This is a genomic window from Anabaena sp. UHCC 0204 (assembly GCF_009711975.1).
Lineage (GTDB): Bacteria > Cyanobacteriota > Cyanobacteriia > Cyanobacteriales > Nostocaceae > Dolichospermum.
Genome location: NZ_VIKW01000003.1, coordinates 225,566 through 243,102, shown reverse-complemented (window position 1 = coordinate 243,102; position 17,537 = coordinate 225,566). Strand labels below are relative to the sequence as shown.

Here is a 17,537-nt window from a genome sequence, read left to right as displayed (position 1 = left end):
CAGCAGGGAACAGGAAACAGGGTTAAAAGTCTCTTGGTATATGCCTTGGGTTGTAAATTTTGTAACCCATTTACCTGCAATCTGCTGTAATTGTCAATTACCTCAATAATCTCAAATCTCAAATCTTAATGCCTACTACTACCTGGAATCGTCATCACATTCTCTCTCTAGCTGACTTCACAACCGCTGAATATAACGCCGTTTTACAAACGGCGGCTTCGTTTCAAGAGGTATTATCACGCAGGACGAAAAAAGTCCCTACATTACAAGGACAAGTTGTAGCAAATTTATTTTTTGAATCTTCTACCCGTACCCGCAGTAGTTTTGAAATTGCGGCTAAACGATTAAGTGCAGATACATTGAATTTTGCAGCAGCGACATCTTCTATGACAAAAGGAGAAACAATTTTAGATACTGCAAAAACCTATTTAGCCATGGGAACTGATATAATGGTAATCCGCCATAAAGATGCAGGAGTTCCTCAAGCGATCGCTCACGAAATGGATCGTTTAGGTGTAAAAGTTAGTGTCCTCAATGCTGGTGATGGCCAACATGAACATCCTTCTCAAGGATTACTTGATTTATTTACGATTTGTACATTAATTGATCCCGCACAACCTAAAATAGAATTATTAGCAGGTAAAAAAATTGCCATTGTTGGTGATATTTTACATTCTCGCGTCGCCCGTTCTAATATTTGGAGTCTCACCGCTAGTGGTGCCCAAGTCCATCTAGCCGCACCTCCCACATTATTGCCTAAATTCTTTGCTGAATATTTAGGATGCACAGAAAATTCACAAAGATTATTTACTCATTGGCAATTAGAACCAGCTTTAAAAGATGCTGATTTTGTGATGACATTGCGTTTACAAAAAGAACGAATGTCAGCCCATTTATTACCCAGTTTACGGGAATATCATCAACTATTTGGCATTACTCGCAGTAAATTAAAACTCTGTAAACCTAATGTCAAAGTTTTACATCCTGGACCGGTTAATCGCGGTGTAGAAATTAGTTCTGATTTAATGGATGATCCCGAATTTAGCTTAATTCAATCGCAGGTTACTAGCGGTGTAGCTGTCAGAATGGCGTTATTGTATTTTATCGGCAGCGGTAAAGCTTAAGGGATTTCTAAAAAATAAATTCCCGAAGAAACGTTAGCGTAGCGTGCGTGAAACGCATACCACAGAGGCGCAGAGGATACAGAGGTATGAGAGTTTGAGTGTTTTTTTAATTGGAGGTTTCTAATCTGTTAATTGGGAAAAATATGTACTTTATTATCTGCTATAGACAATTCTACTGGTGTACCTACTGCTAAAGCTTGATTAGCCATAATGCGAGCATGAATCTCTTTTCCAGAAGGGGTTTTTAAACAGTATTGATATTCACGTCCTAAAAAGCGTCGGGTACTAATCACAACAGGTGCATTTGTAGCTGGGTTTAAAATTAAATCTTCTTGGCGAATCATGATTTCGCCAGTATCGTATTTATGATCAGTGGGGATGCTAAAATTACCAAATTCAGTTTCCCATAAATTACCTTGACGACGAGCCGGCAGAAAGTTAGCTTGAGTCACAAATTCAGCTACAAATCGGGATGCTGGATGGGTATAAATTTCTTCCGGTGTACCTAATTGTTCTAAATTTCCTTGCTGCATAACTCCAACTATATCTGATATAGCTAGTGCTTCTTCTTGATCATGGGTAACAAAAATAGCTGAAGTCCCTGCTAATTTGAGAATATCTCGGATTTCTTCCCGCAATCTTAATCTAACTTGAATATCTAGATTGCTTAATGGTTCATCTAAAAGCATAATCTGGGGTTTAGGCGCTAAAGCCCTAGCTAAAGCGACTCGCTGCTGTTGTCCCCCAGAAAGTTCATAGGGGTAGCGTTTTTCTAAACCTTGGAGTCTGACTAATTCTATAACTTCAGCTACGCGCTTTTGTTTTTGTTCTTTACCAAATTGTTGTAACCCAAAAGCGACATTTTCTGAAACATTGAGATGGGGAAATAGGGCATAATCTTGAAAAACAACGCCGATATCGCGCTGTTCCGGCGGTATGTTAGTTGAGGCATCACTGACTACCTGTCCGGCTATTTGGATTGTTCCCGCTTGTAAACGTTCAAAACCAGCAATTAACCGCAAAAGTGTAGTTTTACCACAACCAGATGGACCCAGCAATGCCAAGATATCTCCTTGTGGCAATGTTAAAGATACATTATTTACCGCTGGAGAAACACTTTGGGAAAATTGCTTGGTGACATTCTGTAACTGGAGGATTGGTTGTTGCATGGCTCAATTATATCAATTCAAAAAACAGGGAATAGGGAACAATTCAAAATAGGGCGTTGCTGAAATTAAAACTTGGTTTGGAGTTCTCGTTTAGGATTGACTTTTTCTTTTTTGATATTCTCTTGAGATAACACCAATAAAGTTGCACCTATAGAGACTAATAGCATAACTAATGAACCAGCCGCCGCATCAGCAAAGTCTACATTCTCTGTAGCTTGCCAAATTTGCACAGCTAAAGTATTAAAACCTATTGGTGCTAATAGCATAGTTGCAGGGAGTTCTTTAATAGCTGTCAAAAATACCAAAACTGCACCACTGAGTATACCCGGTTGTACTAAAGGTAGGGTGACATCTTTTAAACTTTGCCAAGCTGTTCTCCCTAAACTTCGGGCTGATTCTTCTAGTTGGGGATTTACTTGTAATAGAGATGTACGGACTGTTCCTACTGTTTGTGGTAAAAATAATACCAAATAGGCAAACACTAGCATTGGTAGAGTTTGGTATAAAAATGGCACGTAGTTAGCCCCAAAAAATACCAAAGATAAGGCGACAACGATTCCCGGTACACCAAATCCCAAGTAAGAACAGCGTTCAATCATGGCTGTAATTTTACTGGGAAAGCGGACAGATAAAATCGCCACGGGAAGGGCAAAGAAGATGGTAGCTAAAGCCGCTAATGCAGCAGCGGAAACTGAGTTAAGGGCAGCATGTATTAAGTTAGGAAAGTTGTAGCCTGTGTTTAATCCCCTGCTTAACCAAAATAAGGTAATAGCCACTGGTAACACCAAGCCTAAACTAGTAATGAGTAGACAAAATGCAAAGGCTGGCCATTTCCAAATACCTAATTTGCTAATTTTTGGTGGACGGAGGGAAGCTGAACCACGACTATAATATGCTGCGCGCGATCGCACTCGATACTCTAACCATAAAATTACTAACACCAATATCACCAACATTAATGATAAAGCCGCCGCTGAATTTCGGTTAAAACTAGCTTTGTATTGCAGAAAAATTACCCTGGTAAAGGTATCAAACCGCATCAAGGAAGGTGTACCAAAGTCACGCAAGGCATACAAGGCTACCAACAATCCCCCCGCAATCAGGGATGGTCTCAATTGGGGTAAAACAACTTTAAAGAAGGTTTGCCGCTTGCTATAGCCCAAACTCTGGGCAGCTTCTTCTAAGGAAGGATCAATACCTTGCAGTCCAGAACGGACACTTAATAGCAGATATGGATAGGTAAACAAAGTAATACCTAAAACTGCACCTGGAAAACCATAAATGGAAGGTAATTCTTCCACCCCCAAAGGTGCTAGTAATAACTGCAAAAAGCTACCTCTGGGCGCTAAAGTGGCAATTAACGCAAAACTACCCACATAGCTAGGAACTGCTAGGGGTAATGTTGTGACTATTAACCAAAATCTGCGGGCTGGTAAGTCTGTCCGCACAGTTAAAAATGCTAATGGCACAGCAATAAGCGCAGAAAATACGGTTACTGTTGCGGCCATTGCTGCACTGTTCCAAAAAACTGAGATATTCCGAGGACGAGAGATTAATTTCCATAACTCTTCCCCACCAATACCTATGGTACGGATGACTAAATAAACTAACGGTAGAGCAATGGCTACTGCCACTACTCCAGCCGCTAATGTCAAAAATAATGGAGGGCGAACCGATTTCAATTTCTACAAAACTCCTGCTTCCTGTAATAATTCTAATGTTCCTGGCAAATCATTCAAGTTCGTTAGGTTGAGATTTGGGCGATTAATCTGGCTCAGTGGTACTTGGTTGGCTGGACCTGGTACACCTTTAACTAAGGGATACTCATTAGTACCTTTGGCAAAGTATGTTTGTGAACTTGGTTTGAGTAGGTAACTGATAAATCTTGCTGCGTCAGATTTTTGCTTGCTAGAGTCCAAAATTGCTACTCCGGCAATGTTAATCATTGAACCTGCATCTTTTTTGGTGTAGTGAGCAGCTACAGGAACGTTAGGATTAGCCTTTTTGAAGTTAGCTAGGTAGTAGTTGTTTACCAAACCAATGTGAGCTTCTCCCCGACCTAGTGCTTCGACAATTGCTGTGTTGTTGCGGTAATCTTTGACTCCGTTGGCTTTCATTGCTTTGAGCCATTGCAGAGTTCTGGGTTCTCCCTCTAGTACCCGCATACCTGTGACAAATGATTGAAATGAGCCATTGGTTGGGGCCCATGCTACTTTACCACGCCATTGTGGTCGGGTTAAGTCCCAAATAGAATTTGGTAGTTGGTTCTTTTTGACGAGATTGGTGTTGTAGTTAAATACACGGGCGCGTCCAGAAATACCTAACCAATGTCCTTTGGGTGAGCGAAAACGGGCATCTACTTGGTTTAGTAAGTTGGGGGGAATGGTTTGTGTGCGCTTCTGTCTTTCTAGTGTACCTAAAGCACCAGCATCTTGAGCAAAGAATATATCTGCACGGCTATTTTTGCCTTCTTCCAGAATAGCGATCGCTAACTCTGCTGTATCACCATAACGCACTTGAATATTCAACTTTAAATCTTTTTCTGCCTGTTCCAGCAATGGCTTAATCAGTTTCTCCCCTCTACCAGAATAGATAGTTATGGTTTTTGTTTGCGCGTTTACACTTAATCCTATGCCCGCACTGACCATCAAAGCTAAACCTGCTGCCGATGCTTTCATCAATGTTGAACTTTTCAATTCTAGCCTCCAATTCGTTTAACAGGAAATTTAAGCAATAATCTCACAGTCTTAATCAATACCATAAATCTGTACAATGAATCAAGAAGTATTCTCATAAATTTTAGATTTCCTTCCCATTCTAAATAAGAAACTATCTTGTCAGCAAGATCAACTTTCCTCTACGCAAGCAAGAACACAAGGAATTTAGACACTAAATATGAGCGTAGTAGAGCCTGCAATCCACAGCATGATGATTTTTTTATTTTTTGGTATTGATAAATACTGTTAATTAAGTCTTACTATTTACTTGACAATATTTTTTATTAAATCTGGTATATGCTGGAAACACAATAGCTCACAGATGAAAAATATTATCATATAGTTCCTGCTGAGGGGTATCGAAATGTTCTACAGTTAATAATGTTGGGTTTCTTTTTTGCTTTTTGAAATAAGTTGACTTATCGTCTCCCCTTTTTACTGAACTAATCGAAAACTTTTGCTACTCACTAGAGCGCAAATCCAGCTATAATCTATTTTTATCTGATACCTGCGCTGGAGATTTACCGATGATAACTCTATCTAGTCTTAATGAAGTAGCAAACTATTTAGAAGAGCATGAAAACTCAAAACGAATTAAAAAGTTGATATTCTGTGCTTGTAAAAATATTTGGGAGAATGATCAAGATACACTCGATAGATTTGAATTAACAAAATTAATTCGGGAATTATGTAATTTAAATCCAACTATTGATAACTTAAATTCCACATTATCTAATGTTGTCAACACTCTTAATAAACCAGGTGAATACGCTCTAGTTGCAAATCTAATTGTTAATGAAATTCAAAAACTATATTTAAACTCTGAAGAAGCTACAGGAATATTATCTCCATCTGATCAAGAAGAAGCAACGGGATTATTATTAAATCAACCTATTCAAAAAAAATCTATCATTTCTGAACCAGAAAAAATATCAGCAAATTATATAAAACCGTCACAATATAATTATTTTGATTTACGACAAAATCTTATGAAATATACTAATCCATTAAGGGCTAAAATAGTTATATTTTCTGCACTTGATCATAAATTTACTTTTAATCAGGAAGATTGGTTTAAACTAAGAACAGAAGAACTTGATAGTTTATTGCAAAGATTATTTGTTTCTTGTTCAACTATCTCAGAACTTGAATCTAAACTAAATACTGCTGTTAAATCTTTAGGAAAGATAGATGAAAATATTCAAGCTGCTGGGGCGATAATTCAATGTATGCGAAGTTTATATAGTAAGATATCAGTCAGCACCAACCCATATCAACTATTAAATAATAATTCATCTCCAGAAACTAGACCCTTAGTTAATACTAATAATCCCATACTATTTACTGAAGTTGATGATTATATTTATGAAGATGATGACCACGAGGCTAGTACCTGTCAATTTATAGTTCCTCCTATAGAGAATATGAAAAACCAGCAATAAAAACAAATTTTAATCATTATTAATTTTTATAAAATTCAAGAAAAAATGTGGCGCTTACAAGGAGAAAAATATGAATGCTAAGGATCTGCTCAAACGATATGCAAATGGAGAAATCCAATTTAGTGAAGTAAATTTAAATGGAGTAAATTTATTTGGTGCAGATTTGATTGGTATTATCTTAAATAAGGCAGAATTAAGTAATGCCATTCTTATTTTTAGTTATCTAAATAGGGCTATTCTCACTCAAACAAATCTAATTTCTACAAATCTCAGTGGTGCAAATCTTAATCAAGCGCGGTTAATCAGTGCTAACTTGCATGATGCTGATTTACATGGTGCAACTTTGCAGAGTGCTGATTTGCGGAATGCTAACTTAACTTTAGCTGATCTTTTAGATGCTAACTTAATGGGTGCTGATTTGCGTGGTGCTGATTTAAGTGGCGCTAATTTAACAGGTGCTTGCCTCCGTGGCGCTAATTTGCGAGAAGAAAAAAGAGCTTATAGTAGTGCTATTCTTCGGGGTGCTAACCTGCATAAAGCTGACTTGCGGGGCGCTAATTTAACTGGTGCAGACTTAGCTAAGGTTGATTTGAGTGGTGCTAATTTAAGTGAGGCTATGCTACGTGGTGCGGATTTGAGTGGTGCGGATTTGAGTGCAGCGATTTTACAAGGTGCGTTTCTCACCGACGCTAATCTGGAGGGCGCTAATTTGCAAAGTGCTAACCTCATGAATGCAAAATTAGAACGCGCAAATCTCAGTGAAGCTGAACTGACAAGGGTAAATTTATCTGGAGCAATTATGCCCGGTGCTACACTGGCTAAAGCCAAGATGAGTTTAGCAAATCTCAGTTTTGCGAGGTTGAGTAAAGTTGATTTCAGTCGGGCTATCCTGCGTCAGGCTAATTTAACTGAAGCAGATTTAGTAGATGCTTATCTAGCGAGAACAGACTTAACTGGTGCTAATTTAAGTAAGGCAAATTTGATGAGAGCCGAAATGAGTAGTACGAATCTGATGGGCGCAAATTTGCATGAAGCGATTATGCCAGATGGTACAATTAGTTAGGTGTTGCTGAATGAAAGTTTGAATTTGTTTCACGCAGAGGCGCAGAGGCGCAAAGAGGAAGAGTTTGAGACATGGAATTTTTAAAGTTCATATCTAAATTCAGCAACGCCATTAGTTAGCACCACACAATCCAAATCTTCACAATTTATAACGTCCTGCCCCCCAAATATAACCGAAATGCTACAATTCCATTCATGCTAGGGGTGCTTGAGAAACCAAGCTGAGATCAAACCCTTAACACCTGAGTCTGGGTAATACCAGCGGAGGGAAGCTGTATATTTGAGGAATTTCATAATGCGTACAGAATGGGTAGCCAAGCGACGTGGACAAAAAAACGTATCGCAAATGCACTACGCCCGTCAGGGTGTGATCACTGAAGAAATGCAATACGTAGCCAAGCGGGAAAACCTGCCGGCTGAACTGATTCGCGCCGAAGTGGCACGGGGACGGATGATTATCCCTGCGAATATTAATCACACTAACTTAGAACCGATGGCGATCGGTATCGCTTCTAAGTGCAAAGTCAACGCCAATATCGGCGCTTCTCCCAACTCCTCTAACCTGCAAGAAGAAGTTGATAAACTCAACTTGGCGGTAAAATACGGTGCTGATACCGTCATGGATTTGTCCACAGGTGGCGGTAATTTAGATGAAATTCGTACCGCAATTATCAACGCTTCACCTGTTCCCATTGGGACTGTTCCAGTTTACCAAGCTTTAGAAAGCGTTCACGGCACTATCGAAAATCTCACCGCTGACGACTTTCTCCACATCATCGAAAAACACGCCCAGCAAGGGGTAGACTATCAAACCATCCACGCGGGTATTTTGATTGAACATTTACCTTTAGTCAGAAACCGGATTACAGGTATTGTTTCTCGTGGTGGCGGAATTTTGGCGCGGTGGATGTTGCATCACCACAAACAAAACCCCCTGTATACCCACTACAACGACATCATTGAGATTTTCAAAAGATATGATGTTTCTTTCAGTTTAGGCGACTCCCTGCGCCCAGGATGTACCCATGATGCGTCCGATGAAGCCCAGTTAGCAGAACTGAAAACTCTGGGAAATCTCACCCGCAAAGCTTGGGAACATGATGTCCAGGTGATGGTGGAAGGTCCCGGACACGTACCTATGGATCAAATTGAGTTCAATGTCCGCAAGCAAATGGAAGAGTGTTCGGAAGCTCCTTTCTATGTTCTCGGTCCTTTGGTAACAGATATTGCTCCTGGTTACGACCATATTACCTCAGCGATTGGGGCTGCAATGGCGGGTTGGTATGGTACTGCAATGTTATGTTATGTGACACCTAAAGAACATTTAGGTTTACCTAATGCTGAAGATGTGCGTAATGGCTTAATTGCGTATAAAATTGCGGCTCATGCGGCGGATATTGCTAGACATCGCCCTGGTGCTAGAGATAGAGATGATGAACTTTCAGCGGCTCGCTATAATTTCGACTGGAATCGTCAATTTGAGTTATCTTTGGACCCAGAAAGAGCGAAGGAATATCACGATGAAACTTTACCAGCAGATATCTATAAAACCGCTGAGTTCTGTTCTATGTGTGGACCTAAGTTCTGTCCTATGCAGACTAAGGTTGATGCTGATGCTTTGACTGAGTTGGAGAAGTTTTTGGCGAAAGAACCTGTAGCGCAAAGCTAAGATAATTCTCGTTAAACATCGTTACTGGGTTAAACCTGGTAACGATATTAATCGTTTAACTGTGCTTGAATCAAAATCTCTAAATATTAACATTATTTTAGATAATTTGTTAGAGCAATAGCCATTTTTTACCAAATGCAGAAACACTATTTTATACAAAACACCACGTTAAATTTCTAATGTATGTCTGAGTGCTGCATCTACTAAAGACATTTCTGAGCAAAAACCAATAACTTTATCAATTTCTGTATCTAAAACAGTTGCTAAATTGTCTGTCATAATCACAGAATCAGTAATTAATCCCGTTTGTTTTCCTTCTGGTGTTGCTATATTCACAAATACTCGGCTAGGGTGTCCAGCACGAGAAATATTACTGGTAATCATAGCTATAATAGTTTGGGATAAACCAGTACCAATATTGTGAGATTGAACAACTAAAGCAGGACGACGTTTAGCAGTTTTTAAGTTTGAGTCTGGGAACAAAACCAGCACTACTGAACCGCGATTATAAGGCATCGTAAACTTCCATCTCTGGTTGATCCCAATCTTGTGCAAAACATTGTAATCTAGCTCTTAAATTTGCGGCTTGTTCTTCATTAATTCCGCGAGATGACAAATTTATAGAAGCATTTGCATCAAGAAAGGTAACAATTACTCGTGCTGTATTTATGCCTGTTGGCGTTTCAGTTAACTCAATTTTCCCGTCTTTGTAAATGCCTTCGATTGATTGTAACATTAGTTTAATTTTTAGAGTATAAACTACTATTAAAAGTATAATTACTACAGTAACATACTTATTATATAACATTTTTCATGTTTAGTGTGATTTTTTGTATAATCAAATGACTCGACAATCTCATGATCAATTCGCCAAAGAATATCTAGAGGAATTATTAACGCCTCTAGGAACAATTAAAAAAAGCGAAAAAGTTAAAAGTGAAGTTCAAGAAATTGATGTTTGGTTTGAACCATTTTCTGATCAAAATCAGGAAAATCTCCCTTTAGGTTTATTAGGGAAGATGGCAAAAACTCAATGTTTATTTGAGCCTTTTCGTAATCCACCATCGGAAATAGAAATTCGCAGTTGTTTACTTAAATTATATGCTGTTCATGGCGATGTAGTCAGGAAAGCAAAACGCGAAAACAGAAATATTGCTGAATCAGATTTACCGATTTTATGGATTTTAACACCAACTTTTTCATCTCGGATGATTGCTGGTTTAGGTGCAGTTGAAATGGGAGAAGATTGGGTTCAAGGTGTTTATTTTCTGCCGAATATTCTGAAAACAGCAATAGTTGTAATTCATCAGTTACCAGAAAATGAGGACACTTTATGGTTGAGAGTTTTGGGGAAAGGAGGAACACAAAAAAGAGCAGTGGAGGAGTTAACTGAGTTACCAGAAAATAACCCTTTTCGAGAGAATTTGTTAGAAATTTTAGCGGACTGGCGCAAGAATTTAGAATTGAGAGATAATTTAAGTAGGGAAGAAGAGGAAGTAATTATGAACTTGTCACCGGCTTATTTACAACAAATAGAAGACTGGAAGCAAGAAGGAAAGCAAGAAGGACAACTTTCTTTGATAACTTCTCTTCTGGAAGGGCGTTTTGGTAGTTTAGATGCTGAGTTATCTGGTTTGGTGGAAAAGATTGCTAATATTCCTATTGCTGAACGTACTCAGTTACTTCTTTCTTTGGGTAATTTATCCCGTGAGGAATTGTTACAAAGATTGGGGAATGAGGAAGGTTAGGGTAATATATTTTTTAGCAGTTTGAGGAGATTTCCCAAACTGCTCATGTTTGTTTGATGCTGATGCTTTAACTGAGTTGGAAAAGTTTTTGGCAAAAGAACCTGTAGTACAAGGATAATAATAGAAGGATGGGCATTGCCCACTTTTCTCTTTTAAATTAAAAGTAGCATTGTAAAATCAAAGCCTTTATGTCTAATCAGCATCAAATTCTTCTTAATTCTATAGCAACGACAATTGCCGATTATAGACAGGGTGAAATTCCTGTTATTGATCCAAACCATGTAGAAAAATGGGTGAGGCAGTTTGATAAATTTGGCTTTGATGAAAATTCTCAAAAGGTTATTCTTGAGCAAATGGATAGAATTCTCAAAAATTACTATATTTCTCGCCAAGTAGCTCAAGAATTTGTTACTGCTGTTTTGACTTTTCAAGCAATTTTCGGATCTAACCCCGCTAAAACAATAAAAAATGCTCAATTTTTACGAGTTCAAACTAAAGGAAATAGTCAGAACGATTTATTAAGTCTTACTGAACAATCTTTACAGAATTTGTATGGTCTTAATTTTGACGATTGCGGTAAATCACCTGTTATATATATCTATTTGGATGATTGTTTATATTCAGGAAATAGAGTACGACGTGATATTGATTCCTGGCTGTCTAATGCTGTTGAAGGAACAACTTTACATTTAATATTTTTAGGAATTCATACTGATGGATACGATTACTCAAAAAAATTAATTAAGCAAAAGGCTCAAGCTAAGAATATTATAGTAGAATTTTGGCGACTACATGAATTTCATAATAATCGTTGGAAACCATCAAGATTTGACTGCTTTTGGACAAGCGAAATTTCTGAAGATGAATCAGTTGATAGATTTGTTCAACAAGTAAACGAGGATCGCCAGAATACAAATAAATCTCTACCATCTCTATTTCGTCCTAATAATGTACCAATTGAAGACAACATATTTTCTTCACCTACTGATCGTAAAGTTATTGAGTCCGCGTTTCTAAAAGCTGGTGCTTACATTGTCTCATTGCCAAAAAATCCGAATTCAAGTATGCGACCTTTAGGGTATGACTATCTTAAGTCACTAGGATTTGGCGCAATTTTGGTAACATATCGTAATATTGCCAATAACTGCCCTTTGGCATTATGGTGGGGTGATCCTAATAAAGCTTATCCACTAAATGCGTGGTATCCCCTGTTTCCTAGAATAGTTAATGAACATTACTCCAATCCCTGAATAGGAGAAATTTAAGATGGTAGCAGCATTAAAGCTTCCTGAATCAAGAACATACAATAGGCAAGATTGTATTACTTTTCGCAAAACGGCTGAAAGGTTTGGTGGATTATCCAACATGGCAGGAGGATACCCATTATTTGTCAACGGTGTTAGGATTCTTACTTCTGAAGCATTGTATCAAGCCTGTCGTTTTCCTCATATACCTGACGTACAGCGTTTAATAATTGCTGAACGAAGTCCCATGACAGCAAAAATGAGGAGTAAGCCTTATCGTGATAATTCCCGTGTCGACTGGGATTTAGTTCGGACAAAAATTATGCGCTGGTGCTTACAGGTAAAGCTCATTCAGAATTGGGAAAAATTTAGTAGTCTCTTACTTGAGACAGAAAATCAACCAATTGTTGAAGACTCGAGAAAAGATGATTTTTGGGGAGCTAAACCAGTAGATGAAGAAATTCTTATTGGAATAAATGTTCTCGGTCGATTACTAATGCAATTAAGAGAACAGGTCAAAACCGGAGAAATTACTTCCCAAACAATTGTAAGACCTCTATCAATTTCAAACTTTCTACTTTATGAGCGAGAAATAAATCCAGTATCAAGAGATGGCGAATGTTATCTAGATAGCAACGCAGAAGTTTCAGTTGAAGTTGATAAAGAAGTAGCTAGTCAACTAACTCCAGAAGTAGTTTTACTGAGTGAGGATAAATATGAGATAGTTGGTAACAAAAATGATGCTGTAAATAGCATTGTTGAAATTGAGAGTGATTTTAACAAATACGATGCTTTCCATATAGTGTTACCTCATCTTGAAGAGTTGTTGAATACAGAATTTACGGATAAAGAGTTAGCTGAACGTTTAAACATTCCTTTAACTTTAATGCGTACTTGGTTAGAAAGAGCAGTAAAACTAGGTAAGGTTTCAAAGCTTCGTAAGCCAGTTAGATATGTTTTAGAATGCCAATTATCTTTACTTAACCAAATGTAGAATTGCGGTTGATTATGTAAAATTGCGTTGAATTATATCAATGAAATATAATGCCAAGTCTGATCGCTTGTAGTGTGATTATGGAGAGAGCGATCGCTTGTAGGATGAATTTGGGGAGTGCGATCGCTTGTGGTGAGATTTTGGGAAGTGCGATCGCTATTAGATAAAATAGAATAAAATAACTCTGACTCTACATACCACACAACCTCAAACACATCCAGTAGGAAAATATGACATTAACCGAGTTACTTCCGTCGGTTCGACAACTTTCAGCACCAGAAAAGCTCAAATTAATTCGCATCCTTGCAGAAGATTTGGATACTGCTGAAGATATTTCTCCATTAGAACCTTTCAAAACCTATCACCTACCAACGCCTTATAACAACTTCGGGGCTGGAGAAATTCTCATGGAAGCACTAAATCAATCAGTTTCTAATGATTAAAGTTTATGCGGTTTAAGTATTCAACAAGCCACCCCAGCCAAAACGAATTTGATAGTTTACCAAGAGTTCCATTAATTTTACGTCGAGGAGATCAAATAGTAGAAGGACTTGGTTTAGTAGATAGTGGTGCGACTATCAATATTTTACCTTATGAAATAGGTCTTCAATTAGGTGGAGTATGGGATGAAAGCAAAGCCATTTTTCGTAAATGCTGAAATAGGTGAATTTCCCTCAGTTAGATTGGCTTTTGCATGGGTAAGTAAACCAAATGCACCTTTAATTTTGGGACAAACTAACTTTTTTATGGAATTTGATGTTTCTTTCTATCGTTCCCAACTTTAATTTGAGATTAAACCTAAGTCTTAGGAAAATAACCTCTATCCCTAAATGTTTAAATTAGTACCATGATTTCAACAGTCGGAACTTCACAATTAACAGCAGAAACAATTGCCAATTACTTTATTTGGCAAGCTAGAGAAACAGGCTCATATATCAGTAACTTGAAACTGCAAAAACTTGTTTATTATGCTCAAGCTTGGTATTTAGCTATTTATGATCAACCTTTATTTGATGATGATTTTGAAGCATGGATTCATGGTTCAGTCATTCCTAAATTATATGAACAATATAAACAATTCGCATGGATGCCAATTTTAAAAGAAGTTGAAAAACCAAATTTTTCTAATGAAATTAATGAGTTTTTAGAACAAGTAACAGAAATTTATTTTGGTTGTGATACTTTTGAGTTAGAGCAAATGATTCATCGAGAAGATCCTTGGATTAATGCTAGAGGTAATCTTCCTATGGATTCCCCCTGTAATGCAATTATTAGTAAAGAGTCAATGAGGGAGTATTACAAGCAACGTGCCGCAGAAAAAGAATAAAATTAAAAAACTGAATATTAATCAAAGTTCATCACTAGGAATAAACCCTACAAAAATTGAAACTGCGAAAGGAATTAGTTTCTCTTACACTTATTTTCAATATGATAATGATAAATTTTCGATTAAGGATAAAGATGCTAAATATTTACAAACTTTGCTTCAGAGATTGCGGGATTTATCAAGTATGACAGTTAACGAAATGACGGTAAAAAATGCCAAAAATTTGCGTTGTCATCCTATAAACTGGAAAGATACTACTGAAACTAGTTTTGGTCTTCTGAATGAAGAACAGTTAGTAGATATACCATATCAGTTTCAACTTTCATCTAACGAATATGGTAGAGTTCATGGTTTTTTTATTGAAAATGTGTTTTATATTGTTTGGTTAGATCCAAATCACAAACTTTATTCTTAAATAAATTAACAATGACTACTTCATATCTGGGAAAATTCTTATTGATACCAATATTATAATAGTAATAAATAAAAGTGATGGGAGTTATAGATCAACAAATCAGTCAACAAAAATTATCACCTTTAACAAAAGGATTTCAATTACAATATACCCATCCTTGCGGAAAGATTTATCAAGGTAATTCGTTAGATTGGTTAGCTTCTCTTGATTCAGAAAGCGTTGATCTAGTTTTTGCTGACCCACCTTATAATATTAAAAAAGCTGAATGGGATAATTTTGAGAACCAAGAAAAATATATTGAGTGGTCAATTGAATGGATTAGTCAAGCTTCACGTATTCTCAAGATCACCGGATCTCTTTACATTTGTGGTTTTTCCGAAATATTAGCTGATTTAAAATATCCGGCATCAAAATATTTTAAAAATTGTCGTTGGTTAATTTGGCATTATAAAAACAAAGCTAACTTAGGTAATGATTGGGGAAGATCCCATGAAAGTATCATTCATTTTCGTAAATCAGATCAAGCTAAAATTAATATTGACGATGTGCGAATTCCTTATAGCGCACATACATTAAAATATCCTACCCATCCCCAAGCAGAAACAAGTGCTTATGGAAAAGGTAAAACTAAAAAATATAATAACTGGACACCTCACCCAAAAGGTGCAAAGCCTAAAGACGTTATAGAGATTCCTACTACTTGTAATGGAATGGGTGAAACAACACCTCATCCAACTCAAAAACCAGAAGAATTATTAAGAAAATTTGTGCTTGCATCGTCTCAGGAAGGAGATTTAATTATTGATCCATTTTCAGGATCAGGAACAACTCTTGTGGTTGCAGAACAACTTAATCGTCGCTGGATGGGATGTGATCTCAATATTGATTATAATTCTTGGGCAATTAAAAGATTAGAAAATGTCCGTCCCATGACAAAAGCAGAATGGATCATCTTTGATCGCAAAAATTCAGAACGGAGGGAGTCTATTCGATAAAACTAAAATATTTGATCAATATTGCATTTATTGATTTTATAATCATATATAATCTAATTTTTGAGTTACTGTTACTTTTATAGATTGATGACATTTTCATATATATCTGCCATTTCTAGAATCAATCCAACCGAATCTAAAACTAATTTATCATTCCTATTTATCAAAATTTGGATTGTCCAATTACCTTGTTTATCCTGACGATAAATGTCTACCTTGACTTCATCCTGAGAAATTAAAACATATTCCCGTAAACTTGTTAAACTTCGGTAATTAACCAGTTTTTCTCGTCTATCTATAGTTTCTGTACTTGGTGATAAAACTTCTATAATTAAACAAGGATAATTCAAAAAATAACGGTCTTGATCTTCAGTATCACAACTAACGATAACATCAGGATAGTAAAATATAGTTTGATGATCACTGGCTAAATTTATCCTCACTTTCATATCAGACATGAAGACATTACAGAAACTACCCCGCAACTGAGAACGTAGGCTACTAGCAACATTTAGACTAATTATATTGTGTTCCTTGCTACCTCCAGCCATAGCAAAGACTTCACCGCCAAAATATTCATGACGAATATCGCTAGTTTGTTCTAATTCTAGATATTCTTCAATATTGAAAAGGTAGAGAGGGGACTGCATATTTTTTCCCTTTTTAATAATTATCAAATTATTGTAACTTGAATTTAGGAAGAACCAAACTTGGTCAGCAGATATAGAAAAACGTCATAACTACGTTATTTTATAAAATATTTACTGACGAAGATTAATTTTTATAGGAATTTGACTACTTGCTCTAGAAGTAAATTAGGATGGATTCAAGAATACTCAACTAATTGGTGTAATTACTGCAAGGATAGCCACTAATGAGAGAACCAAGTAAAAATTTCAAATCTCTATTTACTCAAGAAACTCCAGTAGAAGTAGAAGAAATGGGGTTAACCTGGCTAGTAATAGCAGGTGTCGTTACTGCAATTATGTGGCAAATACCCATAGGTAATTATATTTTATACCCCTTTTCTATACTAGCAACCTGGTTTCATGAAATGGGTCATGGTTTGATGGCCTTGATGTTAGGGGGAAATTTCCAAAGATTAGAGATTTTCGGTAACGGTTCTGGTGTAGCTCATTATTCTTTAAGTAGAACATGGGGCTACTTGGGTATCGGTTTAGTTGCGGCTGCTGGTCCAATGGGTCCACCTCTTGCTGGTGCAAGCTTAATTCTTGCTTCTCGCAGTTTGAAGACAGCTTCTTGGAGTTTGAAGATTTTAGGTGGATTTTTACTACTATCTACATTAATTTGGGTGCGTTCTTTGTTTGGTTTTGTGGCCATTCCCCTGTTAGGTTTAATGATATTAGCAATTGCGTTCAAAACACCTCTTTGGGTACAAGGGTTTGCGATTAAATTTTTAGGTGTGCAAGCTTGTGTAAGTACCTATCATCAACTTGATTATTTATTTAGTTATACCGCAGGACCGCTAGGACTATCAGATACAGGACAAATGCAGCGATATTTGTTTTTACCTTATTGGTTTTGGGGATTCTTAATGGCGATCGCCTCCCTCATTATCTTAGTCCAAAGTCTCCGCGTTGCCTATTCCACAAAGCAGCAATAAAATATCA

General features: G+C 37.0%; 20 protein-coding genes and 1 riboswitch. Of the genes, 14 read left to right on the top strand and 6 right to left on the bottom strand.

The window, feature by feature from the left end; translation table 11 throughout:
* The first annotated feature begins 128 nt into the window (after positions 1–128).
* On the top strand, positions 129–1,124 hold the full coding sequence (locus FJR04_RS04040; protein ID WP_168492031.1) for an aspartate carbamoyltransferase catalytic subunit: 996 nt from the start codon (positions 129–131) through the stop codon (positions 1,122–1,124).
* A 128-nt stretch (positions 1,125–1,252) separates the two neighbouring features.
* Here FJR04_RS04040 and FJR04_RS04035 read toward each other — a convergent pair whose 3' ends face one another.
* The 3 genes from FJR04_RS04035 to FJR04_RS04025 form a co-directional block, all read right to left on the bottom strand.
* Entirely contained in the window at positions 1,253–2,293 is a 1,041-nt protein-coding gene (locus FJR04_RS04035; RefSeq protein WP_168492029.1) for an ABC transporter ATP-binding protein, read from the bottom strand.
* Between the two features lie 65 nt (positions 2,294–2,358).
* Positions 2,359–3,975, bottom strand: a complete 1,617-nt coding sequence (locus tag FJR04_RS04030) for an iron ABC transporter permease (protein ID WP_168492027.1) — start codon at positions 3,973–3,975, stop codon at positions 2,359–2,361.
* A 3-nt stretch (positions 3,976–3,978) separates the two neighbouring features.
* Positions 3,979–4,971, bottom strand: a complete 993-nt coding sequence (locus FJR04_RS04025) for an iron ABC transporter substrate-binding protein (RefSeq protein ID WP_168492150.1) — start codon at positions 4,969–4,971, stop codon at positions 3,979–3,981.
* A gap of 566 nt (positions 4,972–5,537) precedes the next feature.
* Here FJR04_RS04025 and FJR04_RS04020 point away from each other — a divergent pair.
* From FJR04_RS04020 to thiC, 3 genes are all read left to right on the top strand, one after another.
* Positions 5,538–6,452 (top strand): hypothetical protein, encoded by a 915-nt coding sequence (locus tag FJR04_RS04020; protein ID WP_168492026.1) that lies wholly within the window; start codon positions 5,538–5,540, stop codon positions 6,450–6,452.
* A gap of 70 nt (positions 6,453–6,522) precedes the next feature.
* Entirely contained in the window at positions 6,523–7,515 is a 993-nt protein-coding gene (locus FJR04_RS04015) for a pentapeptide repeat-containing protein (RefSeq protein ID WP_168492024.1), read from the top strand.
* 189 nt (positions 7,516–7,704) lie between these two features.
* Positions 7,705–7,801: riboswitch (TPP riboswitch) on the top strand.
* Between the two features lie 8 nt (positions 7,802–7,809).
* The gene (thiC, locus tag FJR04_RS04010) at positions 7,810–9,183 is read left to right on the top strand and encodes a phosphomethylpyrimidine synthase (RefSeq protein ID WP_168492022.1); all 1,374 of its coding nucleotides are present in this window, start codon (positions 7,810–7,812) and stop codon (positions 9,181–9,183) included.
* A gap of 168 nt (positions 9,184–9,351) precedes the next feature.
* Here thiC and FJR04_RS04005 read toward each other — a convergent pair whose 3' ends face one another.
* Entirely contained in the window at positions 9,352–9,699 is a 348-nt protein-coding gene (locus FJR04_RS04005) for a type II toxin-antitoxin system PemK/MazF family toxin (protein ID WP_168492020.1), read from the bottom strand.
* Positions 9,689–9,919 (bottom strand): hypothetical protein, encoded by a 231-nt coding sequence (locus FJR04_RS04000; protein WP_168492019.1) that lies wholly within the window; start codon positions 9,917–9,919, stop codon positions 9,689–9,691. Before FJR04_RS04000 ends, FJR04_RS04005 begins: the two co-directional genes overlap by 11 nt.
* 106 nt (positions 9,920–10,025) lie before the next feature.
* On the opposite strand from FJR04_RS04000, the gene FJR04_RS03995 reads away from it, so the two are divergent.
* The 9 genes from FJR04_RS03995 (at position 10,026) to FJR04_RS03960 (ending at position 15,906) form a co-directional block, all read left to right on the top strand.
* Positions 10,026–10,931 (top strand): hypothetical protein, encoded by a 906-nt coding sequence (locus FJR04_RS03995; protein ID WP_168492017.1) that lies wholly within the window; start codon positions 10,026–10,028, stop codon positions 10,929–10,931.
* A gap of 188 nt (positions 10,932–11,119) precedes the next feature.
* Positions 11,120–12,181: a hypothetical protein gene (locus tag FJR04_RS03990; RefSeq protein WP_168492016.1), complete on the top strand. Its 1,062-nt coding sequence runs from the start codon at positions 11,120–11,122 to the stop codon at positions 12,179–12,181.
* 16 nt (positions 12,182–12,197) lie between these two features.
* Positions 12,198–13,169, top strand: coding sequence for an NADAR family protein (locus FJR04_RS03985; protein ID WP_168492014.1), 972 nt, complete (start codon positions 12,198–12,200; stop codon positions 13,167–13,169).
* 230 nt (positions 13,170–13,399) lie between these two features.
* Complete coding sequence (locus FJR04_RS03980) at positions 13,400–13,612, top strand: hypothetical protein (RefSeq protein WP_168492012.1); 213 nt, start codon at positions 13,400–13,402, stop codon at positions 13,610–13,612.
* Between the two features lie 5 nt (positions 13,613–13,617).
* The gene (locus tag FJR04_RS26600; RefSeq protein WP_371717169.1) at positions 13,618–13,827 is read left to right on the top strand and encodes a hypothetical protein; all 210 of its coding nucleotides are present in this window, start codon (positions 13,618–13,620) and stop codon (positions 13,825–13,827) included.
* Positions 13,796–13,954 carry a hypothetical protein gene (locus FJR04_RS26595; RefSeq protein ID WP_371717168.1) on the top strand — a complete coding sequence of 53 codons (159 nt, stop codon included), beginning with the start codon at positions 13,796–13,798 and terminating at the stop codon, positions 13,952–13,954. Before FJR04_RS26600 ends, FJR04_RS26595 begins: the two co-directional genes overlap by 32 nt.
* Before the next feature lie 62 nt (positions 13,955–14,016).
* Positions 14,017–14,496 carry a Panacea domain-containing protein gene (locus tag FJR04_RS03970; RefSeq protein ID WP_168492011.1) on the top strand — a complete coding sequence of 160 codons (480 nt, stop codon included), beginning with the start codon at positions 14,017–14,019 and terminating at the stop codon, positions 14,494–14,496.
* Positions 14,477–14,911, top strand: a complete 435-nt coding sequence (locus FJR04_RS26060; protein ID WP_371717167.1) for a hypothetical protein — start codon at positions 14,477–14,479, stop codon at positions 14,909–14,911. The genes FJR04_RS03970 and FJR04_RS26060 overlap by 20 nt, the downstream gene beginning before the upstream one ends.
* A 77-nt stretch (positions 14,912–14,988) precedes the next feature.
* Positions 14,989–15,906, top strand: coding sequence for a site-specific DNA-methyltransferase (locus FJR04_RS03960; protein ID WP_168492009.1), 918 nt, complete (start codon positions 14,989–14,991; stop codon positions 15,904–15,906).
* Positions 15,907–15,983: 77 nt separating this feature from the next.
* Here the strand turns inward: FJR04_RS03960 and FJR04_RS03955 are convergent, their stop codons facing one another.
* Positions 15,984–16,556: a Uma2 family endonuclease gene (locus FJR04_RS03955; RefSeq protein WP_168492008.1), complete on the bottom strand. Its 573-nt coding sequence runs from the start codon at positions 16,554–16,556 to the stop codon at positions 15,984–15,986.
* Between the two features lie 224 nt (positions 16,557–16,780).
* Between FJR04_RS03955 and FJR04_RS03950 the strand changes: the two genes are divergently transcribed.
* The gene (locus FJR04_RS03950) at positions 16,781–17,530 is read left to right on the top strand and encodes a M50 family metallopeptidase (protein WP_168492007.1); all 750 of its coding nucleotides are present in this window, start codon (positions 16,781–16,783) and stop codon (positions 17,528–17,530) included.
* The last annotated feature ends 7 nt before the right edge of the window (positions 17,531–17,537 follow it).

Coding starts and splice junctions, on each gene's coding strand:
- FJR04_RS26600 (WP_371717169.1), top strand. CDS start 13,618: ATGCGGTTTAAGTATTCAACAAGCCACCCCAGCCAAAACGAATTTGAT.
- FJR04_RS03970 (WP_168492011.1), top strand. CDS start 14,017: ATGATTTCAACAGTCGGAACTTCACAATTAACAGCAGAAACAATTGCC.
- FJR04_RS26595 (WP_371717168.1), top strand. CDS start 13,796: ATGAAAGCAAAGCCATTTTTCGTAAATGCTGAAATAGGTGAATTTCCC.
- FJR04_RS04015 (WP_168492024.1), top strand. CDS start 6,523: ATGAATGCTAAGGATCTGCTCAAACGATATGCAAATGGAGAAATCCAA.
- FJR04_RS04040 (WP_168492031.1), top strand. CDS start 129: ATGCCTACTACTACCTGGAATCGTCATCACATTCTCTCTCTAGCTGAC.
- thiC (WP_168492022.1), top strand. CDS start 7,810: ATGCGTACAGAATGGGTAGCCAAGCGACGTGGACAAAAAAACGTATCG.
- FJR04_RS03980 (WP_168492012.1), top strand. CDS start 13,400: ATGACATTAACCGAGTTACTTCCGTCGGTTCGACAACTTTCAGCACCA.
- FJR04_RS03985 (WP_168492014.1), top strand. CDS start 12,198: ATGGTAGCAGCATTAAAGCTTCCTGAATCAAGAACATACAATAGGCAA.
- FJR04_RS03995 (WP_168492017.1), top strand. CDS start 10,026: ATGACTCGACAATCTCATGATCAATTCGCCAAAGAATATCTAGAGGAA.
- FJR04_RS03960 (WP_168492009.1), top strand. CDS start 14,989: ATGGGAGTTATAGATCAACAAATCAGTCAACAAAAATTATCACCTTTA.
- FJR04_RS04020 (WP_168492026.1), top strand. CDS start 5,538: ATGATAACTCTATCTAGTCTTAATGAAGTAGCAAACTATTTAGAAGAG.
- FJR04_RS04025 (WP_168492150.1), bottom strand. CDS start 4,971: ATGAAAGCATCGGCAGCAGGTTTAGCTTTGATGGTCAGTGCGGGCATA.
- FJR04_RS04000 (WP_168492019.1), bottom strand. CDS start 9,919: ATGTTACAATCAATCGAAGGCATTTACAAAGACGGGAAAATTGAGTTA.
- FJR04_RS04035 (WP_168492029.1), bottom strand. CDS start 2,293: ATGCAACAACCAATCCTCCAGTTACAGAATGTCACCAAGCAATTTTCC.
- FJR04_RS04005 (WP_168492020.1), bottom strand. CDS start 9,699: ATGCCTTATAATCGCGGTTCAGTAGTGCTGGTTTTGTTCCCAGACTCA.
- FJR04_RS03950 (WP_168492007.1), top strand. CDS start 16,781: ATGAGAGAACCAAGTAAAAATTTCAAATCTCTATTTACTCAAGAAACT.
- FJR04_RS03990 (WP_168492016.1), top strand. CDS start 11,120: ATGTCTAATCAGCATCAAATTCTTCTTAATTCTATAGCAACGACAATT.
- FJR04_RS03955 (WP_168492008.1), bottom strand. CDS start 16,556: ATGCAGTCCCCTCTCTACCTTTTCAATATTGAAGAATATCTAGAATTA.